The 20,991-nt window shown below is 58.0% G+C and carries 15 protein-coding genes; 6 read left to right on the forward strand and 9 right to left on the reverse strand.

What is annotated here, in order from left to right:
- Nucleotides 1-7 precede the first annotated feature (7 nt).
- The gene (cyoA, locus tag J8G15_RS19760) at nt 8-1,063 is read right to left on the reverse strand and encodes a ubiquinol oxidase subunit II (RefSeq protein ID WP_210544492.1); all 1,056 of its coding nucleotides are present in this window, start codon (nt 1,061-1,063) and stop codon (nt 8-10) included.
- 157 nt (nt 1,064-1,220) lie between these two features.
- Here cyoA and J8G15_RS19765 point away from each other — a divergent pair, with 157 nt between their 5' ends.
- The gene (locus tag J8G15_RS19765) at nt 1,221-2,555 is read left to right on the forward strand and encodes an MFS transporter (protein WP_210544494.1); all 1,335 of its coding nucleotides are present in this window, start codon (nt 1,221-1,223) and stop codon (nt 2,553-2,555) included.
- A 283-nt stretch (nt 2,556-2,838) separates the two neighbouring features.
- Nucleotides 2,839-3,810 carry an IS481 family transposase gene (locus tag J8G15_RS19770; protein ID WP_210544496.1) on the forward strand — a complete coding sequence of 324 codons (972 nt, stop codon included), beginning with the start codon at nt 2,839-2,841 and terminating at the stop codon, nt 3,808-3,810.
- 833 nt (nt 3,811-4,643) lie between these two features.
- Here J8G15_RS19770 and J8G15_RS19775 read toward each other — a convergent pair.
- Nucleotides 4,644-5,873 (reverse strand): IS256 family transposase, encoded by a 1,230-nt coding sequence (locus tag J8G15_RS19775; protein ID WP_210544498.1) that lies wholly within the window; start codon nt 5,871-5,873, stop codon nt 4,644-4,646.
- Nucleotides 5,874-6,388: 515 nt separating this feature from the next.
- On the opposite strand from J8G15_RS19775, the gene J8G15_RS19780 reads away from it, so the two are divergent.
- Nucleotides 6,389-6,766, forward strand: a complete 378-nt coding sequence (locus J8G15_RS19780; RefSeq protein WP_210544499.1) for a hypothetical protein — start codon at nt 6,389-6,391, stop codon at nt 6,764-6,766.
- 308 nt (nt 6,767-7,074) lie between these two features.
- Here the strand turns inward: J8G15_RS19780 and J8G15_RS19785 are convergent, their stop codons facing one another.
- Both J8G15_RS19785 and ggpS read right to left on the reverse strand, forming a co-directional pair.
- Nucleotides 7,075-7,248, reverse strand: a complete 174-nt coding sequence (locus J8G15_RS19785) for a hypothetical protein (protein WP_210544501.1) — start codon at nt 7,246-7,248, stop codon at nt 7,075-7,077.
- A gap of 188 nt (nt 7,249-7,436) precedes the next feature.
- Nucleotides 7,437-9,713 (reverse strand): glucosylglycerol-phosphate synthase, encoded by a 2,277-nt coding sequence (gene ggpS / locus J8G15_RS19790; RefSeq protein WP_210544504.1) that lies wholly within the window; start codon nt 9,711-9,713, stop codon nt 7,437-7,439.
- Between the two features lie 419 nt (nt 9,714-10,132).
- On the opposite strand from ggpS, the gene J8G15_RS19795 reads away from it, so the two are divergent.
- Nucleotides 10,133-13,267, forward strand: a complete 3,135-nt coding sequence (locus J8G15_RS19795; RefSeq protein WP_210544506.1) for an error-prone DNA polymerase — start codon at nt 10,133-10,135, stop codon at nt 13,265-13,267.
- Nucleotides 13,268-13,467: 200 nt separating this feature from the next.
- Here the strand turns inward: J8G15_RS19795 and J8G15_RS19800 are convergent, their stop codons facing one another.
- Nucleotides 13,468-14,247 (reverse strand): DUF1194 domain-containing protein, encoded by a 780-nt coding sequence (locus tag J8G15_RS19800; RefSeq protein ID WP_210544508.1) that lies wholly within the window; start codon nt 14,245-14,247, stop codon nt 13,468-13,470.
- A gap of 517 nt (nt 14,248-14,764) precedes the next feature.
- Nucleotides 14,765-15,355: a 1-acyl-sn-glycerol-3-phosphate acyltransferase gene (locus J8G15_RS19805; protein WP_210547678.1), complete on the reverse strand. Its 591-nt coding sequence runs from the start codon at nt 15,353-15,355 to the stop codon at nt 14,765-14,767.
- A 244-nt stretch (nt 15,356-15,599) separates the two neighbouring features.
- On the opposite strand from J8G15_RS19805, the gene J8G15_RS19810 reads away from it, so the two are divergent.
- On the forward strand, nt 15,600-16,784 hold the full coding sequence (locus J8G15_RS19810) for a sialidase family protein (RefSeq protein WP_210544510.1): 1,185 nt from the start codon (nt 15,600-15,602) through the stop codon (nt 16,782-16,784).
- A gap of 12 nt (nt 16,785-16,796) precedes the next feature.
- The gene (locus J8G15_RS19815) at nt 16,797-17,492 is read left to right on the forward strand and encodes a hypothetical protein (protein WP_210544512.1); all 696 of its coding nucleotides are present in this window, start codon (nt 16,797-16,799) and stop codon (nt 17,490-17,492) included.
- Here the strand turns inward: J8G15_RS19815 and J8G15_RS19820 are convergent.
- The 3 genes from J8G15_RS19820 to J8G15_RS19830 are packed head-to-tail and all read right to left on the reverse strand — an operon-like array spanning nt 17,440 to nt 20,977.
- Complete coding sequence (locus J8G15_RS19820; protein ID WP_210544514.1) at nt 17,440-19,230, reverse strand: glycosyltransferase family 39 protein; 1,791 nt, start codon at nt 19,228-19,230, stop codon at nt 17,440-17,442. The genes J8G15_RS19815 and J8G15_RS19820 overlap by 53 nt on opposite strands.
- Before the next feature lie 2 nt (nt 19,231-19,232).
- On the reverse strand, nt 19,233-19,724 hold the full coding sequence (locus tag J8G15_RS19825; protein ID WP_210544516.1) for a GtrA family protein: 492 nt from the start codon (nt 19,722-19,724) through the stop codon (nt 19,233-19,235).
- A complete protein-coding gene (locus J8G15_RS19830) occupies nt 19,721-20,977 on the reverse strand; it encodes a glycosyltransferase family 9 protein (protein WP_210544518.1) in 1,257 nt (418 codons plus the stop codon). The genes J8G15_RS19825 and J8G15_RS19830 overlap by 4 nt, the downstream gene beginning before the upstream one ends.
- Nucleotides 20,978-20,991: the final 14 nt, after the last annotated feature.

A 20,991-nucleotide genomic window follows, 5' to 3' on the forward strand; every position in this document is an offset into this window, starting at 1 on the left:
GCTGCAGTTAATTCACGACGGGATAGTCGGTGCTAAGGTCACGTACGCTGCACATGGCGGCAACGTACTTTCTGCCGGGGTCGCTGATTAATGCGGTCGCTGAGGTGCTGGAGGCCAGGTTGTAGGTGCCGGGCTTGCCCATGCCACCGCTGGCGTCAATGGCCATCATGTCTTCCATACACATCTTGTTGGCTTCCACACAGCGGTTGACGATGGCCTTGTACAGACCCGGATCGACCGAGGCGTAGCGCTGTACAGGCTCGCGTTCACTGGGTTTTGCCAGCATCAGGTACTCGGCGCGACTCAACTCTTTGCCGCTGGCTTTGTTGGTGGCCACCCATTTGTCAAAATCAGCTGTTGCCAAGCCATGAAATTTGAAGCGCATGCCGTTGAATCCATGGCCGCTGTAGTTGGCGGAAAAGCCGTCAAACACGCCTGGTTTATTGATCACCGCACTGAGCTTGGTTTGCATGCCAGGCATGGCATAGATTTGACCGGCCAATGCGGGAATGAAAAACGAATTCATGATGGATGACGAGGTGATCTTGAATTGAATCGGACGATCAATCGGTGCCGCCATCTCATTGACCAGTGCGATGCCTTGTTCGGGGTAAATGAACAGCCATTTCCAATCCAGCGCCACCACCTCAACCACCAGCGGTTTGACGTCTTCAGGCACTGGCCGATTGGCGTCAATGCGACCCAAAGGACGGTACGGGTCCAGGGTGTGGGTGCTGATCCAGGTGATGGCACCCAACGCGATGATGATCAGCAGCGGGGCCGCCCAGATCACCAGTTCCAGCTGGGTGGAGTGGTCCCAGTCTGGCCGGTAGTCGGCCTTGGTATTGGCTTTGCGATAGCGCCATGCAAATAGCAAGGTGAGTGCAATGACCGGTACGATGATGAGCAGCATCAATCCCGTGGAAACGAGGATCAGGTTGCGTTGCTGAATGGCGATATCTCCCGATGGATTCATCACCACCCAGTTACAACCTGTGAGTAAGGCCACTGCCGGAATCATCAGCAGCCGAAGCCACTTTAAAGCGTTCTTAGTCGTTAACATGCCACACCAATGAAGTTTTTGTTAGGTTAGGGTGTGGAATTTACGCCTTGCTACTCGGCTTTACCATTGGACGTTTTGTCCTATGTCAATAAATTTTCTTTCATAAGAATCTCTGCACGGTACAAAATGACTGACTTAGACTGAAAAAGGAGCCCGTATGACGCCCACTCTTAGCCCCCCAGACCTCTCTGCGCCCGGCACTGCCCACAACCCCAATGAGGCGGTTGCCGACGAACACACGATTGCACCCAGTGAAATTGCGGTGGGCGTGATCTTGGGGCGTGCCTCAGAGTACTTTGACTTCTTTGTCTACGCCATCGCGTCTGTGCTGGTGTTTCCATCCGTCTTTTTCCCGTTCCTTGATCCGCTTCAGGGCACGTTGTGGGCCTTTGTGATCTTTTCATTTGCCTTTATCGGCCGCCCTTTCGGGACGCTGGTGTTCATGAAAATTGAAAAGCATTACGGGCGTGGCGTGAAGCTGACTGGGGCGCTGTTATTGCTGGGTGTTTCCACGGCAGGCATCGCCTTTCTGCCCGGTACGTCCTCGATCGGTTTCACCGCCATCGTGCTGTTGTCGATATTTCGCTTTTCACAAGGTATTGCGCTGGGGGGGTCTTGGGATGGTCTGCCGTCATTGCTGGCGATGCGAGCGCCAAAGGCGCAGCGCGGCTGGTGGGCCATGATTCCCCAGTTGGGTGCTCCGCTGGGCTTCATGATCGCTGCAGCGCTATTTTGGTATTTGAATTCCCAACTGTCAGACGCTGACTTCTTGGCGTGGGGCTGGCGCTTTCCTTTCTATGTGGCTTTTGCCATCAACGTGGTGGCACTGTTCGCGCGACTGCGTTTGGTGGTGACGTACGAGTATGAAAAATTGCTCAAAGACAACTCCTTGGCCCCCAGCGATGTGGGTGAATTGATCAAGGCCCGAGGCAGCAACCTCTTCATTGGTGCGTTTACATCCTTGGCGACCTACGCCTTGTTCCATCTGGTCACGGTGTTTCCACTGTCATGGATCAAGCTGTATTCCAACCAATCCGTTGACGATGTGCTGATGGTGCAGATCATTGGCGGTGCCATCGCGCTGGTTGGCGTGGTGGCCTCGGGTTGGATTGCCGACCGCTTTGGCCGCCGCAATACGCTGGGTTCGCTGGCAATTCTTATCGCGCTGTTCAGCTTTGTGGCACCCATGCTGCTCAGCAATGATGTGTTTGGCGAGGATCTGTTCATTCTGGTCGGTTTTGCCCTGCTGGGACTGTCCTACGGGCAGGCGGCAGGTGCTGTCACCTCCAACTTCGAACCCAAATTCCGCTACACCGGCGCGGCCTTGACGGCCGACTTGGCTTGGCTGATTGGCGCGGCCTTCGCCCCGCTGGTGGCGTTGGGTTTGTCAGCCCACTTTGGCCTGGGCTTCATGGGCGTGTACCTGTTCTCGGGTGCGGTATGCACGCTGGTCGCCCTGCGCGTGAACAAAGCGCGTGAGCTGCGTGGCTAGCCTGTATCGTCATCACGTGCGACGCGCATGAGGCAGTCGCTGAGTGGCTTAGTGGCTGAGTGGCTGGGCGACTGCATCTGCGTTGAGCTCGCCCCGCACTCACCGATTAACTTGGAGTAGGCTGCCTCTTGGGCGATGGAGTTACTTGGTTTCCTCGGTGCCGTGGCCCTTTGCCTAGCTGTCGCGTCCCGTGAGATCATGTTCCCGTCCGCAGCTGGCCCTTATTCAAAGCTCGCCAGTTGATGCGGGGCGTGATTGCGTCCTTACAAGGAGAGAAGACGTCATGAGTCAAGTCCATCCCTGCGCCCGAACCACCCCTCGCACACGCGCTGAGATAAGGACCTCGCCCGCTGGTGCCAGTGCGCTGGCCGACCGATACAACATCACGCCCGCCACCGCTCGCAAGTGGAAAGAGCGCGAAGATTCAGAGGATCGCTCCCACCGCCCGCGTACGTTGAAGACGACGCTCAGTCCAGCGCAGGAGCAACTTGTTGTCGAGCTTCGGCGCACAGTTCTACTGCCCCTGGACGACCTGCTGGCGATCACCCGCGAGTTCATCAATGCCGCTGTTTCACGCTCAGGCTTGGACCGTTGTTTGCGCCGCCATGGCGTCTCCGATCTGAAAGGCCTGCTGCCACAAGTTGAGGGGGAGCCTGCGCCACTGAAAACCTTCAAGGACTACGAGCCTGGATTCATACACATTGACATCAAGTACCTGCCGCAGATGCCTGATGAGACGAAGAGGCGCTACCTCTTTGTGGCCATTGATCGAGCGACACGGTGGGTCTATTTCCACATTTACAACGACCAGACTGACGTCAGCAGTACCGATTTTTTGTGCCGGTTGAGAAAAGTCTCGCCCATGAGAATTCAAAAGATTCTGACTGACAACGGAAGTCAATTTACCGACCGTTTTACAGCCAAGAGCAAACAAGCCACGGGCAAGCATACGTTCGACATCAGCTGTGCCGAGATGGGTATCGTGCATCGCCTGTCGCCCCCACGCCATCCGCAAACCAATGGCATGGTGGAGCGCTTCAATGGGCGCATCAGCGACTTGGTTAAGCAAACACGTTTCGCATCAGCGGCTGAGCTGGAGGCGACTCTGACGCTTTATTTAAAGACCTACAACCACCATATCCCGCAGCGGGCTTTGAAGCACCAAACACCTATTCAAGCTTTGCAGAAATGGCGCGCAGGAAAACCTGATTTGTTTGTCAAGCGAGTTTATGAACAGGCGGGACTTGACACCTAGCCGCTTGGCTGGCCAAGGTGATTAAAGCGGAACGGGCGCGGGCAAGACAGCCGGACTGAAAGCAAGCACCACCCACTTTCGCGCTAGAGCGCCTGCCTGGGCGCACAAGATGTCTTGCAGTCCCAAGCCTAGGCCGACCACCGCCCTGAACACATGCAGTGCTGGAGTCCGGCCTTGAATGCTATGCAATTAATAGCTTCTTGCGCAGTTAGTACGGGTGCTGGAGGCCTAAAAGGTATAAAAAATTCCTCAAGAAGCAAAGCTACCCTAAGCCCCCTAAGCCCCCAACCCATGCCCAGCGAGTCCGTTTTGCACCCCACCTGGCTGCTGCCAATCCCCTCAAACTCGCCCTGCGAGAGCAGCAACCGCTCTACCACGGCTCCCTGACTCGGGTGGCTGGCCCGCACCGCGTCGAATCAGGCTGGTGGGGCCAAGGCGAATGGGCCTTGCGCGATTACTTTCTGGCCCGCAGCGAACACATGGGCCTGCTCTGGATCTACCGCGAACGCCTGCCCTGCCCTGCCCGGCGAGGGCGAGGGCGAGGGCGAGGGCGAGGGCGAGGGCGCCGAGGCAAGCGCGGCGCCGGAGTTTGCAGGGGGTGTTTGCGTGACAGGGGGCGGTTGCGACGTCGTTCTGGCTGGCGACAATTCGCCGTAGGGTGGCAGCCTGATCCTTCGCAGGACCAGGGGCGCACACCGCGACGTATGCTGCATAGCGCAGGTCGAATAGAGACAGGGCAGGGACATAATTAGAGGTAAGAAACGGGGGGTGGATTCAACGCCCCAATCTCCAAAACAGAGGGTGTCCCGAATTTTGTGTAAACGGCGGTTAAGTTAGACGCGCGGCATGCGCTCGTCAAACTGAATGGTAAAGCGGTTCAGAGCAGCCTTCCAATCCCGAATCGGCATCGTCCATTTCTGGCTGATGTTGTTCAGTGCCAGATAGAACAGCTTGAACACTGCGTCCTCAGTTGGGAACGAGCCGCGGGTCTTGGTTATTTTGCGCAGGCTCATGTTCACGGACTCAATGGCGTTGGTCGTGTAAATCACTTTTCGGATGTCTGGCGGGTATTCAAAGAACGGTATCAAGTGTGTCCAGTTGCGCCGCCAGGAGCGCCCAATCGGAGCGAAGGAATCGTCCCATTTGACCTCGAATGCCGTGAGTTGTCGCTCAGCTTCGGATTCAGTGGGCGCAGCGTAAATCAGCCGCAAATCCGCGGCGACTTCCTTGCGCTGTTTCCACCCCACGAAGTTCAGGCTGTGACGCACCATGTGAACAATGCAAAGCTGCACCGTCGCCTTGGGGAAGACTGCCTCAATGGCGTCAGGGAAACCTTTGAGCCCATCTACGCAGGCGATAAAGATGTCAGCCACGCCCCGGTTCTTCAGTTCAGTCACCACCTGCAGCCAGAACTTGGCCCCTTCGGTTTGGGCCATCCACAGGCCCAGTACCTCTTTGAGGCCGTCCAGGTTGACGCCAATGGCCAAGTACAGGGCCTTGACCCGCACAGTACCGTTGTCGCGCACCTTGACGTGAATGCAGTCCATGTAGACGATGGGGTACAGCGCCTCCAAGGGGCGCGACTGCCAGGCTTTGACCTCGTCCATGACGGCGTCGGTCACGGATGAAATCAGGGTAGGAGACACTTCGGCGCCGTACATCTCCTGCAGATGGCCTTGAATCTCGCGTACCGTCATGCCTCGGGCATACAGCGACAGTATCTTGTCGTCAAAGCCGCTCCAGCGGGTCTGGTGTTTGCCAATCAGTTGGGGCTCGAAGGTGCCGGCGCGGTCACGGGGGATTTCTATGGGTAGCTGGCCAAAATCGCCTTTGAGCGTTTTCTTGCTGCACCCGTTGCGGGTGTTGCCCGCTTCATTGGCAACCAACTGGTTCTTGCCGTGACCCAGGTGGCCGGTCAATTCGGCTTGCAAAGCTCGCTCGACCAAGGCTTTGGTGAGCGGCGTCAAGAGGCCATTCTGGCCAATCAGGTCTTCGGGCTTTTTGTAGTCGGCCAACAGGGCGTCAATCAGCTCGGCGGGTAAGGGTTTCATCTCTACGGTCATCTCGGCTCCATGCAAGACAGCAGTTTCCTGCCAAATAACCGTTTACACAAAACTTCTTACACCCTCCCAAAACAACACACATCACCGTCTTGGAGGCGGTTCCGTCCAATATGGTTGATCTGCTACGAATCACGCCCTTGCTTAACTTATCTGCTGTTGAGCGGCAAATCAGCGTTGATGATTAGGCGTCATGAAATACATTCACCGCTCCGTTTGCCTTGAAAACGTTCATGCCGAGCTGATAGATGTAAATCGCTTCAATCTTCTCAAGTGCAGTCGCAAAAAAATTTGACCGCAGGATTCGAGATCGAAGACATATTTGATAACTTAATCTCGATCAAGGCCCTGGTAGTGCATGGTGCGCGCCCGACGCGCTGTGCGCACGGCACTTGGCGGGTCGGCATGTTTGGCTGCACCACAGGGCCTGCCGACGTGCTTCACATCGGCGTGGGATTTGAGACTGCCACAGAGACAGTCCCAGGAGCGAGCGTCGCTGGAATTTCGTGACCCGGGGAATGGCAGCGCAAACCACTTCGACGTTGCCGCTGTGGTGGGGCAGCGTTCAGCACATCGCACAGGCGCTGCAAAACGCGGCGTCGGTCCGCTGGCAGTCCGACCCACATGCAGACGGGCCGCTCGCCCAACTGCTAAGGCTGTTGACGCAGGCCAATCCCCATTGCGCCGTTGGCCCGCAACTACGGTCTTGCACTTTCGAACCTGTCAGCACTTACTGCCGGAGTTTTTCCGAGTGGTGGAAAAAAGCACAGCTCAGCGACACGCCCCAGATTTCATTACCGGCACAACAGAAGATGCGTCTGTGGCCACAGCTGGGAACGGCGCCGAAACTTCAGGAGTCCGACGCCATGCGCTGCAGTCGTTTGACCTCGTCCTGACCAGCGAAACCGCTGCCCAAGCGCTCGAGTTGCTCGAGTTCGGAGCGGGCGCTTTATTCCTCGACGCGTGCGCCGGTTTCAACCGGGGGCCACAACTGCTGTCGGCTCGAAGCGCGGGCCATGCGCCGCAGCCAAATCGCGTGCCCGTGCCACGATGCTGCACGGGCGCACACCCTCGGTCAGAATCGCGATGCCTTCCATACTTAGGTGACGAACACCCGGCTGGAGTAGATGCCGTGGCTGTTGTTGACGACGTTAGGCGTTACGCCGATTTGCTGCATAGTTGGTGGTATGTTTGTTGCCATGACCTAGGGGTGGACTTTCATTTGGGCGGGATTGACGCACAGGGTAAAGAGCAAATCGATCTGCAGAAGCACCACTTGCGTTACTTTGTGGAACGCGGTCACATGAAGGCATGTTTCCTCAAAGACATGACCGAGTTGGTTGATGGCGGCTTGCCAATACAGGTATGCAACGGCCACGTCCCGTCCTTTGTAGTCTTTTGGCGCGCATGTTCGGGGCTGCGCAGCGCAAGGCACCGGTCGACTCTCACTGGCTCGAAACCTTGGGCATCGAGTTTCTCTTTCTTGTCCGGTCGGGGCGACGAAGCGGAACCTGTGGGTGACTTCAACCCCCTTGATGTTGGCGCCCGAGTGGGCGCTCGCGCGGGTCAGTCCAGGTCCTGGCGGAAGGCCAAGAAGTCATCGCCCCAGGCGTTGACGTCGTATTCCTGCACACGCTCGATGAGGGCGTTCATGCGGAAGCGGCTTTCCCGCTCGTTCAGGTTCAACCCGGTAATCAGGCTTTGAATCATGCTATTTTCGTCATAGGGGTTGGTCAGCAAGGCGCCTTTAAGTTCGACGGCGGCACCGGCAAACTCCGACAGCACCAGCACGCCCGAGGTCTTCGAAGCTGCTTTGGCAGACACATATTCCTTGCACACCAAGTTCAGGCCGTCGCGCAGCGGGGTGATCCAGGCTAGGTCTGATGCCATGTAAAAAGCCACCAACTCGGCAAAGGGCAGGGGGCGGTAAAAGTAGCGCACTGGCGTCCAGCCCATCTGAGAGAAGCGGCCATTGATGCGGCCAATCACCTGGTCCACCTTGTCACGCGTTTTGGCGTAAATCTCCATGCCGGGCGCCGCCGGTGTGACGATGTTGAGCATGACGACTTTGTCATGCCACTCGGGGTGGGTTTCCAGAAACTTCTCGTAGGCCAGCATCTTTTCGATCGGCCCCTTAACGTAGTCCAGCCGCTCCACGGACAACACGAGTTTTCTGCCCTGGGCCTCGGCCAGCAGACTGTCGCGCAGTTTAAGGGTTTCAGGCGCATCGGCAATGGCTTTGATGTTGGCGTTGTCAATGCCGACCGGGTGAGCGCCCACACGGACGATGCCATAAGGAGTTTGGATTTTCCGGGCCATCTCTTCTACGCCCAGCGCACAGCCGTGGGTAAGGTAGGTGGGCGCACAAAACTCGGTTTCCAGCACCTGGGTGGAAACGTTGGAGCGGACCACGTCGATGAAGTTTTCGACATAGCGTGGAATATGAAAGCCCACGTAGTCGCACTTCAGCAAGCTGGCCACGATGTAGCCGCGCCACGGCAAGATGTTGAAGATGTCGGCGCTGGGGAATGCGGTGTGGTGGAAGAATGCAATCTTCAAGTCGGGACGCAGGTCGCGCAGGTAGGCCGGGGTCATCCACAAGTTGTAGTCATGAATCCACACCGTGGCACCCGGCGCGGCCACGGCGGCGGTGCGCTGGGCAAACAGGCGGTTGATTTCACAAAAATGCTTCCAATGGCTTTCCTGAAATTTCGCCCGCTCAGGGAAAGAGAAGATGATCGGCCAGAAAGCTTCCTTTGAAAACTGCTTGTAGAAAATGTTGACATCGTTGGCCGTCAGGGCCACGCGGCTGGCCAACAAGTTGGGGTACTTCTTGGCATCGACCGCCACATCGACATCGAAGTCATCAGGGTTGCGGCTGTCGCGCTGTGACCAAGCCACCCAGGCGCCTTTTTTGCCACCGGCAAACAAGCCCAAGAGGGTGGGCAGAATGCCGTTTGGGCTTTTGGGCTGCTGGCGCACGTAGCTTTTGCCAGTTTTGACCTCGTCAAAGGGTTGGCGATGGTAAACAATGACCAACTCGGCTGAGCCATGAATGACGGGCAGTTGCTCGGCGCTCGCGCCGAAGCCTTTGTTGAAGCCGTGGTAGTCCATGGCTTCCAGAATGCCGGCTGGGCCAGTGGCTTTAGCTTGGTAAATTTCATGTGCACTGCCGGGGGTTGCTTCCAGAATCACCGCTTCTTTGAGTGCCGGTTCGCCATTGCCTACCACTACGCCGCGGTAGCCGGTTTGCATCAAGGAGAGATCGTTCAAGGTGTCGCCCGCGACCAGTACTTTCTCTTCCGGCAAGCCTTCAGAACGCAGCAGTTGGGTCAAGCTGTGGCCTTTGGAGACGCCCAGAGGTAGAAAGTCAAGGTAACGGTTAGCCGAGGTCAATACGGCCAAGCCGAGGTTTTTGGCGATGATTTTGATGCCGGGCAGGATGGCGGTGTTCTCGTAATAAAAAGAGCAGCGGCGCTCCTGAGGCACCTCTTGCAAAACCAGTCCTTTGAGTCCGGCGGTACGGCTCAGCACCGCCTCACGTCCAGGCCATTTGTCGGCAATCTCGTTTTGAAGCGGCATAACTGAGCTGTAATTGTCGCCATGTCGCTTCAAAACAGTAGCGCCTACGTCGGCAATGATGTAGTCGGGCCTGGGGAGAGTGGAGTCGTCCAGAAGAGAGACGATGCTCTCAAAGCCACGCCCTGTCACGTAAATGAGAACAACCTTTTCGCGGTTGTCCTTGATGATCTTGTAAAGCTCAGAGGCCGTTTCGTTCAGATCAGGTGACAGGTAGGTGCCGTCGAGATCCGTGGCTAAAACCATTTCTATTTTTGCAGTCATTTATTTTTATCCTCCATGGGCGCATTTCAAAAAGTTGGACTCGCTCCATCCCGGTCATGCCATCTGCCGTGTGGTGTCGGTGTTTATCAGGGGTGGCTAGTTAGCCGGTCGCGTTGATGGCCGGGCATCGATGTCACAAGCCTGATCGACCTTGTTTGATGACATCGGAAATCATATCCAATTCAGGTTGATTTGAATTGGCATCAGAATGAATTGTGTTGACTGCAAATTAAGGTAGTTGCAGCAACAAAACAAGTTGACCTTACGATTTTATATACATTTTGTCAAATGCAATTAATCCGTGTGACGTCTTGTTATCAAGCGCATAAAAAGGTTGGACTGATTAACAACGGGTGAACTTGCAAGTTGTCGCATCCTATTTATACTGTTGTTTTAAACAGTATTTAGGTTAAGTCACTATGCATGACTCCGTGCCCGATTACGCTGAACTGCACTGCCTGAGTAACTTCAGCTTTCAGCGTGGTGCGTCGCACCCCGAGGAGTTGGTGGCGCGTGCCCATGCGCTGGGTTACCGCGCTTTGGCTCTCACCGACGAGTGTTCGGTGGCCGGTGTGGTGCGGGCGCACCTGGAGGCCAAAAAGTGCGGCTTGAAACTGTTGCTGGGGGCTGAGTTTGCGCTGGACGAGGGCGGCGGCTTGGTGGCCCTGGCGCATGACTTGAAGGGTTGGGGCGATTTGTGCGAGTTCATCACGGCGGCGCGCCGTGCTGCACCCAAAGGCCGTTACACGGTGTCTCGCGCGAAGAGTGACTTTGCGCTGCTGGCGGGTTGTGAAATCATTCTGTTGCCACCGATTGCTATTCATTTTGAAGCGCTCTACGCATTCTGCACAAAGGCCAGAGGCCTGTTTGGCACTCAACTTTGGTTGGCGCTGACTTTGCAGCACCAGCCAGGCGATGCACTATGGCAGCACGCGTTGAGCCGTGTCTCTGAGCTGGCTGGTGTGCCGATGGTGGTGGCCGGCGGTGTGCTCATGCATGTGCGTTCGCGCAAGCCTTTGCAAGACGTGATCACCGCCGTGCGTTTGGGGCGCCCGGTGGCTGAGGGCGGTTTTGGTTTGCAGCCTAATGCCGAAGCGCATTTGCGCTCGCGCCAGCGGCTGGCGAAGCTCTACCCGCCCGAGTGGCTGGCCAACACCTTGACCGTGGCATCGCGCTGTCACTTCAGCCTGGACGAGTTGCGCTACCAGTACCCCATGGAAACCGTTCTGCCCGGCCTCACGCCCTCTCAAACGCTGCGCCAGTTCACTTATGAGGGCGCCAGCCAGCGCTACCCACAGGGTTTGCCAGCCCCGGTTCAGCAGCAGCTGGAGCATGAGCTGGCGCTGATTGCCGAACTCCAGTACGAGATGTATTTCTTGACCGTACATGACTTGGTTGCCTTCGCCCGTGCCCGCCACATCTTGTGCCAAGGGCGGGGTTCGGCAGCGAATTCTGCCGTGTGTTACTGCCTGGGCGTGACCGAGGTGGACCCCTCTTGCATGAACATGCTTTTTGAGCGCTTCATCAGCCGGGAGCGCAACGAGCCGCCGGACATCGATGTGGACTTTGAACACCAGCGGCGCGAAGAGGTGATCCAGTATATCTATGCCAAATACGGGCGCGAGCGGGCCGCGCTAACGGCCACCGTCATCAGCTACCGGCCCCGCAGTGCCTTGCGAGACGTGGGGCGGGCCATGGGCATCGACGAGGTGCTCATCACGGCCTTGGCCAAAGAGCATCCCGGCATGTACAACCGCGAGGTGCTGGCCGAGCGGCTGACCGCGGCACTGGTGCGTCTGGGGCCTGACTACCCGGCGCCTGACACCGATGCGGTTGAGCGCTGGTTGAACCTGAGTCGCCAGATTCAGGGCTTTCCGCGCCACCTGAGTCAGCACGTGGGCGGTTTTGTGCTCACGCAGGGCCGACTCACCCGCTTGGTGCCGGTGGAGAACGCGGCCATGCCGGAGCGCTCCATCATCCAGTGGGACAAGGACGATCTGGACGCCATGGGCCTGCTCAAGGTGGATGTGCTGGCGCTGGGCATGCTGAGCGCCATTCGACGCTGCCTGGACCTCATTAGTGCGCAGCGCGGCTACGACTTTCAAATGCAGGACATCCCGGCGGAAGACTCGGCCACCTACGACATGATTTGTCGGGCTGACACCGTGGGGGTATTTCAGATTGAGAGCCGCGCGCAGATGAGCATGCTGCCACGCCTCAAACCCCGCTGCTTTTACGACCTCGTGGTACAGGTTGCCATCGTGCGCCCCGGCCCGATTCAGGGTGGCATGGTGCACCCGTATCTGAAGGCGAGAGAGCAGCCCGACCAGGTGGTTTACGCCAGCGAGGCGTTGAAGGAAGCCCTGAAGCGCACCCTGGGTGTGCCCATTTTTCAGGAGCAGGTGATGCAGATCGCCATGCTGGCGGCGGGTTTCAGCGCGGGCGAGTCCGACAGCCTGCGTCGCTCCATGGCCGCCTGGAAGCGCAAGGGCGGTGTGCACAAGTTCTATGACCGACTGGTGGGCGGCATGGTGGAGCGGGGCTACACGCAAGAATTTGCCGAGAACATATTCAAACAGATTGAGGGCTTTGGCGAATACGGTTTTCCCGAAAGCCACGCGGCCAGCTTTGCTCTGTTGGTGTACGTGAGCTGCTGGCTCAAGCACCACGAACCCGCCATTTTCCTTACGGGCCTGCTCAATAGCCAGCCGCTGGGCTTTTACAGTCCCTCTCAGCTGACGCAAGACGCGCAACGCCACGGCGTGAAAGTAAGGGCGGTGGATGTGATGCGCAGCGAGTGGGACTGTACTTTGGAAGAAGACGAAGGCCAGTTTCCATGGGCGGTGCGCCTGGGTTTTCGGCAGGTGAGTGGGCTGTCAAAAAATCCGGCACAACGCATCGTCACTGCCCGCGCCCATGCGCCTTTCACCAGCACCGAAGACCTGGCCCTGCGCGCCGAGTTAGACCGGGGCGACCTGAATGCGCTGGCCGCCGCCGATGCGCTGGCGGCGCTGTCCGGCCACCGCCGCCAGCAGGTGTGGGACGCGTCCGCCCTGAAGCCGCCGCCGCCGCTGCTGCAAAGCGTGCCAGTCGATGAAGAGTTTCTGGTGTTGCCACCCGCCAACGAGGGCCAAGAGGTGCTGTTTGACTATGCTTCGTTAGGACTCACTTTAAGGTCCCATCCCTTGTCCCTTCTGCGTGAGCAGCTATCAAAACAGAAGCTGATGACAGCGGCCCAGTTACACGACCTGCCCGATGGCCGCTTGGTGCGCGCCTGCGGCATCGTGGTCATGCGCCAGCGCCCGCAAACCGCCAAGGGCGTGACCTTTGTGACGCTCGAAGATGAGACGGGCTGCATCAACGTGATTGTGTGGAAGTCGCTGCAAGAGCGCCAGCGCCCTGAACTGATGCGCTCCCGCCTGATGGCTGTTTACGGCGTGTGGCAACGCGACTTGGAGTCCGGTGGCCAAGTCCGCCACCTGATCGCCGGCCACCTGAAAGACCTGACCCCTTTGTTAGGCGGCTTGGCAACGCAGAGCAGGGAGTTTCATTGAGCGCACTTTCAATCTCTCAGAATAACGGCGGTGTCGAAATACATTACAAAAGAATAAAATTTTTTTGGTGAGTAAGCTCAGGAGAGAGACCGCTGTATGACTCTGATTTTCCAAAGTCGTCAACATGAATGAGAGCCTGTAAACGAACGAAGCCGGCGACCCAAAGGGTGCCGGCCTCGCCTTGGTTGTCCAGCAATGGCTTATGAATTCCGACGCCGACGCCGACGCATGCCAACCAGGCCGGCAAGCGCCAAGCCGACGAGTGCCAATGAGCCCGGTTCCGGAGTCTTGTTAGTGATCTCGGTAACCAGTTTCCGCTCGACAGCGGCGCTGAAATCAGAAAAACTGTTTGCAGCTAGGGTAAACGCCCCTGCTCCGCCTTGAACATTGGACTGGTAGTACGAAAGCAGCCCGCTCTCACCCAAAATGGGCAATCCGTTGATGGCATTTACGCCCGCAGCCAGTGCAATATCGCGCCCACACCTCGCATTGGCAATAGTATTGCAGCCGCTCGTGTCGTTGTCTGCGCCATCACCGGAAACGTCCATCACCAGCCGCAAACCTTCGTAGCCATTGTTGCCGAACAGGCCGGAACCGAAAATCATCGCGTCCTGAATCGCTGTCCTACCCGTGAAGGCGCGAGTCGAATTATTGATCGCGGTGGCGAACGATTGGGCGCTGGCTACACTGTTGATCATGCTCCAGCCAACACGCTGCGACTGCTGATTGTTGCCTGACCACTCGACAAAGGTCACAGCAATCGCGCCAAGCTGGCTGCCCAAGATTGCATTTTGAACTGCTGCGCTGTTGAACGCATTGACGTAGCCAGTTTTTTGCAAACCGAACTCCGTGCTGTCGACCGACCCCGAAACGTCAACTAACAACACCAATTCCAACCCTACCGGAACTGCATGGGCGGAAGGCAGGTAAGCCGCACCAACCAATGCAGCAACGGCAATAGCTTTGAATAACTTTTTCATGACATCTCCTCTTACGTTATTAACTTAGACGGTCAAGCTATCGCTTCTTAGCAGGATCCATGCCATGTTATTCATTCCTTTTCAAGTGATTGAATTTAAAGAACTTTGTTACAAAGAAGCCATCTACCGTGACCTAAAGCAGTCGTCACTTGTAATGATTTTCGACACCTAACATCCTTGGCGGCGGGCTCCGAGGTCATGGACGGGTTTTCCTGCGTTGGATTCATGGGCAAGTCCATCAACTGGCCTGATTTCAACAGCCGTTGACGCCCAAGATGGCTCTGCCAACTCAGCCTCCGCTAAGTCAACATTGAAGGCGCTCGGTGTAGTCAGTCAGTCAATCGATCTTGGTGAATTCACGAAATTCTTTGGTTGAATCAGTCCATCAATAGCAGCACGATCAGCTATTTGCTGATGACCTCGGGTCGTAGCAACGTTGGCGGTGGAGTCAGTGGCTCCATTTTTGGCGCCTATGCGAATGGCATTCATGCTTTTGTGGGTGTCGGCAGTGGCTTGTCTAGTCTGCGTGAAATTGATCCGCGTTCTTGCCTTTGAAGGGCGCGTAAAAGGCCTTGATGGTGATCATGTCAGCGTCAATGTCGCCAGTGGGCTGAAAGACCGGGCCCAAGCCGCCTCGCTTTTGGCCGTAATCCAAAAAAGCCATCACGATGGGGACTTGGGCGCCGACCGCAATGTGATAGAAGCCGGTTTTCCAGCAGTGGGCTTTGCTGCGGCTGCCCTCGGGCGCCACGGTGAGTTGCAGCCGGCCGGACGCGGCCTTGATGGCCGCCACAGACGCTGCGACCAGGTTATTCGACTTCTCTCTGTGCACGGGCAAGCCACCTAGCCACATCATCAGACCCCGAAACGGGGGCTTGAATAAATCCTCTTTTCCCATCCAGTACAGATCGAGCCGCAATACAAAAGCGACCATCAGGGTGTAGGGCAGGTCCCAGTTGCTGGTGTGGGGCGCAGCAATGAACACGCTTTTCTCCGCACCCGGCGGCAAGCGGCCTTCCACCTTCCAGCCAGCGAGTTTCAGAATTCCGATGGAAAGCGCGCGCAAGACGGTGTTGACGATGGGGGTGGAAAAGATGGTGCGGTGCATGTAAGTGAGCTTGGCAATAGTGTCCCGACGTGGGCTTGACCGCTCCATGGGCCTTCCAATAGAGCGCTGGATTATCTCGCAGCCTTGAAACCGGTCCCACGCCAGCTTGGCCGACTGCTTGCGCACCCGTCGGCCAGCCTTCAAAGGCGAGCCCCGCCAAACCACCTATGATCCCGGTCACTTAAAAGACCATCTATGACTGCCATGTTGACGCCGCCGTGTACGACCCCCATGAAAAGAATCCATGTTTGATGCTGTTGATGCCGCGATCCATCGCTCTGTTTTTGAGCGTTGGGTGGTGGGACTGGTGGTCTGTTTGGTACTGGTCGTCTGGGATGTAAGTCAGCGGGATCAGCCTCCTTCCGAGGCGCGGGCCGCCTGGGTCGTTCCCCAAGAGATGTCAGACACCAAGGCCTGGGTCAACGATGGTCAGGGCTTGATTCCCATGCCCGCCAACACGCCGGCTGCGCATGCCAGCAGCCTGGTGGCCATGCCCAAGGGAAGCTCATCTGTACTTAGCGCCTTCTGGTTTGCAGGTGCCCGTGAAAGTGCGCCCGATGTTCAGATCGTAGCCTCCCAATTTGATCGCGCGACCCGGCAATGGAGTGAAGCCACTTTCGTCGTGAACCGGGATGACATGGCAGCCCAACTCGGCTTTGGAGTGCGACGTCTGGGCAATCCTGTGGTTTGGGCGGACGCGCAAGGGCGGATTCATTTGTTTGTGGTTGCGACCGGGCTGGGGGGCTGGGCGGCGGCGCGCATTGTGCATCTGCGCCAGCGTGACCCTTTGTCTGACTTGGATATCAAGGCGTTTGAAGTTCTGCGTCCGCTGCCTTTGTCTTGGCTATGGAATACCAGCTTTTTGGTTCGTGCCGCGCCGATGGCTTTGCAGGACGGCGGCATGGTGCTGCCGGTACATTTTGAGTTGGGCATTAAATACCCGGTGGCCTTGCGCTTTGACGCCAGTGGCGACTTTCAGGGCATGGTTCGCATGTCACGTCGTACCCATGTCTTGCAACCCACCCTGTTGCCCATGAGCGATGTGCACTGGTTGGCCCTGATGCGCGACCAGCGGCCCAATGGCAAGGTGACAGCCGTTGAAACGCGGGACGGCGGGCGCTCTTGGGTGGATTTACCGGATCTGCATCTTGACAATCCTGATGCCTCTGTGGCTGGGCTGGCCGTGGCGCCGGGGCAGATGTTTCTGGCGCACAACTCGTCGCCGCATTCCCGCACAACACTGGACCTCAGTCGGTCATCCAGTGGGGTGAGCTGGACGCTGATGCAACGTCTGGCACATGGTGAGACGCCGGCTGAATTTTCGTACCCCGCTGTCACTTGGGCGGAGGGTCATCTCTGGACCAGCTACACCGACCGGCGCCAGCAGATTGCCTGGCAACGCTTTGCCAAGCCAAAGACTTCACCTTAAGCGGTTTTGTGCATGAATTTTGATTCGTTAGTTGCCTCCTTTTTCTCAACTCAGCAAGCGGTTCTGCCCACCGCATTTGCGCAGTACCTAGGCCTTTACGTGGCTTGGGCGCTGGTGCTGGCGTGGGGCGCTTCGGCGCTGACTGGGCGCTGGCCGTCGCCCATCCGCTGGGGCATTGTGGGGGTGGTTGGTCTGCTGACCTTGATTTCGGGCCCTTCTTCGCCCGCTTACTGGTTTGGTCTGGCGTTTCAGACGCCCAGTGTGACGTCGGTTTTGCTAGCGGTTTGGGGTTTGTCGATTGTCGCGCGGAGTCGTTCGTCGAACGGGTCGCACGGGTGGAGCGTTTCCGGGCTTGCCGCTTGTGCGGCGGGGGCCGGTTTGGGTTGGGTACTGCTGCTGGACACCCTGGCTTGGTGGCCCTTGTCTGTCTATGCCTGGGGATTCAGTCCGGCCACGGTCTCCGGTCTCACCTTGACGCTGGCGATCTGCTGGGGTTTGTGGGGTGGGGCACACAAAGGCCGCACCAGCCACCTTGTGTTTGGCGTACCAGTCATGGCTTTGATCATCTTCGTAGGAACCCGTTGGCCGAGCGGTAACGTGTGGGACGCGTTACTGGACCCGTGGCTTTGGGTGGGGCTTCAAATCGTGTTGTTGGTCAACGTGCTGCGGGCGTGGCGCCAGCGCGGCTCACCAGCCATTCGGGTCTGAATAGCCATTGTTGTGGGTACCAAACGTTGGCGAGCGTGATTTCGCCGCTTTGATGGCGTCCTTTGACTTCCCAGCGGCTGCCGAGAACAGTGCAGCCAGGCAGGCAAGGCGGCTGGAGTTCGGTGGGTTTGGATTGAAGCCAGACCACGGCGTCATGGGACTCCAGCAAACGGGCCAATTCCAGCGTGTTGGCCGCGTCGTCGAAACCGCCGCGGTTTTCGCCGTCGTAAGCGTCAAACCGGTTGCCCGGCAACTGGAACTGGAATCGCTCAAATTGGCCATTAAAACTACTAGGCACGGCGATGCGAAAACCTTGAGTCTGGCTGATCGTTTGGGCGCTGTAGTGACCGGCGGCGCCATTCAAAGGCGCAGTAGTCAAGCCGAAGCTGGCGTAAAACAGCAGGCAAGATGCCAGTGTGCAAGCTCGGGTCCAGCTTGGCTTGGCGACGCCGGCAATCAGAAGCAACGCACCGAAGGCTGTCGCCAGCAGGCTGGCTTTGAGTTCCCAGGCGCTGCCAATGCCCACGTCATGGGCGGCCCAGGCGATGCGGCCCATGACGCCAACAAACACGCTGCAAAGCAACAATGAAGCCAGAAACCAGCCGTTTGCAATGCGGTCCCAGTAAAGCGCAATCAGCATGGCCAGCGCCGGCATGGCCGGAATGACATAGCGCGCTGAACGCTGGCTGGGCAGAGTGAAGACCAGCAGCCACACGCCCAGCCAGACCAGCAAAATAATCAGGTGAGCAGGACGCCTATCCTGGGTTGAGGGGCGCCACCAAGCGCGCAAGCCGACCCAGCCCACACCCAGCACCAGCAGTGCCAGCAAGCCGGCATTTTGCACATAGGCCAGCAATTGCGCCCAAATGCTGAAGCCGCCCCCGCGCAGGGCAGTGTGCCAGTAGCCTTGGGCGTTGCTCATCTTGCCCCCGTTCTCACCCACCACGAACTCCTGCCAAACGGCGGAAGGATCAGGGTCGAGCGCAAACCAGAGCCCAAACAAGCCCAAGGCAATCAAGGCACTCAGACTGACTTTGGAAGTGGTTTGAAACGTGGTGCGCCAACTGAACTGTGGCGCGCTCAAGAGCTGGGCCGCCCACAACGTGGCGGCGGCCGGCGCGATCAAGGCAAACGACTTGTACGCCAGGCCCATCCCCATGGCGATGCCAAATCCAAGGTGGGCAAGCCAACCCAAGTCCGCTTGTGCCGAAGCGGGTTCGGGTCGAAGTCGATGCCACAGCACGCCAAACAAGGGCAAACCAAGCCAGAAGGTTTCAGGCGCGCTGGTCAGGTAGGTGCGGCCAAATCGGAACGTGCAAAAAAACCCCAAATAAACCACGGCAGCAATCAGGGCCGTTCGCCACTGGCGAGTGATCAATTGAACAGTCCAGGCCACGGCGCCCGCCAGCAACAGGGTGTAGATCACGCTGGGCGTGCGAAGTGCGGCCAAATTCCAGTTGGCGCCCCAGTTGCCAGCGACCATGGCTTGCCAAAACAGCAAAGGGGGCTTGGTGTTGCGCATGTGGTCCAGCTCGGACACCAGCGGCAGCCAGTGGCCCGAGGCGGCGGTCAAGCGGGCGATGTGGGTGTAAACCAGTTCGTCGCCATTGGTCGGCACATACTGCCCGCCCAAGCCAAGGAGGTAGACAGCGACGGCCGCCAATAGCAAAGCCGCCCACGCCAACGTCGCCCAGCGAGGCACAGGGGGCAGCGATGTAGCGGCGGGAGGCATCGGCATGGTTATCGGGAAGAGCGGCGGTTAAACGTCCAGCGGTCGTTGGACAGGAAGTTACTCACGCTGGCGATGACAATGGCAATCACGTTGGCGAGCATGTAATGCAGGCTTTGCGAGAGCCACAGCGTCAGAGCGTACTGCATGGCAATTCCGAACCATGAGGCTAATGTATAACGCCCTAGTTGACCCAGCAGCAAGGCAAACGTTGGGGGACGCGGCATGCCGGGCAGTTGGGGCTCAACTTGGCGGAGGCGATCTGACCAGGTCCAAAGCCGGTTCCAGGTGAAGTTGTTCACCGTGGCCACCGCAATAGCCAGCGCCAAAGACGCGTAAGGCTTGCTGCTTTCGGGCTCAATCGCCCGAAAAAGGTGTTCGTGGGCCACATAGAGCACCACCAGGTTCACCACCGTTCCACTGGCACCGACCAGGCCAAATTTGACGTAGCGAAAGCCCTTGAGCCATTCAATCAGCCGCAGAGCGCGTTGCTGAAAAGTCACGGGAGCGCTCCTGGTGCGTGTGCGGCACTGTCATTCGCTTGGTCAAGCGCGGCCAATGCATCGGCCAGGACTGGGTCGGCCGGAATGCGTTTGAGGCACTGGTTATCTCCATCGCAGAACGTCTCGCGGTGGTTGTAGGCGCTCAGGCAGGGTGAGCAGGCCAGCCCGATTTCCACCACTTGAGCGCGAGGACCGAGCGGGCCGTAAAGCCGCCCCGTTTCGGGACCAAAAAATACCATGGTGCTAATGGGCGTCAGGCTGGCAAAGTGGCCTGGCCCGCCGTCATTGGTGATCAGCAGGTCAGCCCCGTGAAATAACATCAACAGCTCCCGAATGCTGCGGGTGTAGCCGGTGAGGTCCACGCACAACTCGCTGGCAATTTGCTTTTGAATGTCGCTGGCCAACTGCGCGTCATCGCGCAGGCCAATTAAACCCACGGCATGGCCGGCCTTGCAAAGCCCGCGTGCGACCTGGGCATAGTGCGCCGCAGGCCAGGCACGCTCTGGCAGGAGACCGCCGCCCGCGTACATCAACACCAGCTTTCGACCGGCAAGTACCGAGTGATCGGCCAGCATTTTGTGCCGGTAGGCGGGCAACTCATGGGGTTCGAACGGCACGCTCAAGCCGGTGTCTGACGGGAGTTCCCGGTGGTCTGCAGCCTTGTTGCGCGGTAGCGACGCAGATTCCAGTGCATCAACCAGCGACAAAAACTGTTGGCTGATGTGTCGGTAAGGGTTGTACGGAATGGCTTTGTTGATATAGCCGCCCCGGTACAAACCTTCTTGGGTGTGCGGTGTGAAACCCATGCGCAGCGGCGCACCGCTCATGTAAGACATCAGGCTGCTGATTCGGGAGAACAGTTCGCAGTCGATCACGGCATCCAGCGGCAAGGCTCGCAAGGTTTTGCTGACGCGCCAAATGTCGCCCAGCAGACCCAGTCCAGCACGGTCATCCAGCGCATGCAGGTTCTCTGGCTCGGCCAATCCCAGCAGTGCGGCGACTTCTTGGTTTTTCTTCAACTGAAGCACATGTAGCGTGGCGCTGGGGTATCGCTCCCTCAGGGCGGCAAACATGGGGCCTGCCAACACCACACTGCCCATCTCTGACAGCAGGATGACCAGAATGTGGCGGGGTTCCTTGGCCATCACTGGGGGCGGCCGCCCGAAGTTGACGAGTCGCGCCCAAAGAGACACCGCACCGCACAGCGCTTGGCCCAACCACCGGTCAATCCAGCGTTGTGTCTGTATTTTCATGAGCTGACTCGATC

The organism is Rhodoferax sp. PAMC 29310 (assembly GCF_017948265.1).
In the GTDB taxonomy this organism is placed as follows: Bacteria; Pseudomonadota; Gammaproteobacteria; order Burkholderiales; family Burkholderiaceae_C; genus Rhodoferax.

Excerpts from the sequence above, each read along its gene's own strand:
- cyoA (WP_210544492.1), bottom strand. The coding sequence starts at position 1,063 with ATGTTAACGACTAAGAACGCTTTAAAGTGGCTTCGGCTGCTGATGATT.
- J8G15_RS19765 (WP_210544494.1), top strand. The coding sequence starts at position 1,221 with ATGACGCCCACTCTTAGCCCCCCAGACCTCTCTGCGCCCGGCACTGCC.
- J8G15_RS19770 (WP_210544496.1), top strand. The coding sequence starts at position 2,839 with ATGAGTCAAGTCCATCCCTGCGCCCGAACCACCCCTCGCACACGCGCT.
- J8G15_RS19775 (WP_210544498.1), bottom strand. The coding sequence starts at position 5,873 with ATGACCGTAGAGATGAAACCCTTACCCGCCGAGCTGATTGACGCCCTG.
- J8G15_RS19780 (WP_210544499.1), top strand. The coding sequence starts at position 6,389 with ATGGCAGCGCAAACCACTTCGACGTTGCCGCTGTGGTGGGGCAGCGTT.
- ggpS (WP_210544504.1), bottom strand. The coding sequence starts at position 9,713 with ATGACTGCAAAAATAGAAATGGTTTTAGCCACGGATCTCGACGGCACC.
- J8G15_RS19795 (WP_210544506.1), top strand. The coding sequence starts at position 10,133 with ATGCATGACTCCGTGCCCGATTACGCTGAACTGCACTGCCTGAGTAAC.
- J8G15_RS19800 (WP_210544508.1), bottom strand. The coding sequence starts at position 14,247 with ATGAAAAAGTTATTCAAAGCTATTGCCGTTGCTGCATTGGTTGGTGCG.
- J8G15_RS19805 (WP_210547678.1), bottom strand. The coding sequence starts at position 15,355 with ATGCACCGCACCATCTTTTCCACCCCCATCGTCAACACCGTCTTGCGC.
- J8G15_RS19810 (WP_210544510.1), top strand. The coding sequence starts at position 15,600 with ATGTTTGATGCTGTTGATGCCGCGATCCATCGCTCTGTTTTTGAGCGT.
- J8G15_RS19815 (WP_210544512.1), top strand. The coding sequence starts at position 16,797 with ATGAATTTTGATTCGTTAGTTGCCTCCTTTTTCTCAACTCAGCAAGCG.
- J8G15_RS19820 (WP_210544514.1), bottom strand. The coding sequence starts at position 19,230 with ATGCCGATGCCTCCCGCCGCTACATCGCTGCCCCCTGTGCCTCGCTGG.
- J8G15_RS19830 (WP_210544518.1), bottom strand. The coding sequence starts at position 20,977 with ATGAAAATACAGACACAACGCTGGATTGACCGGTGGTTGGGCCAAGCG.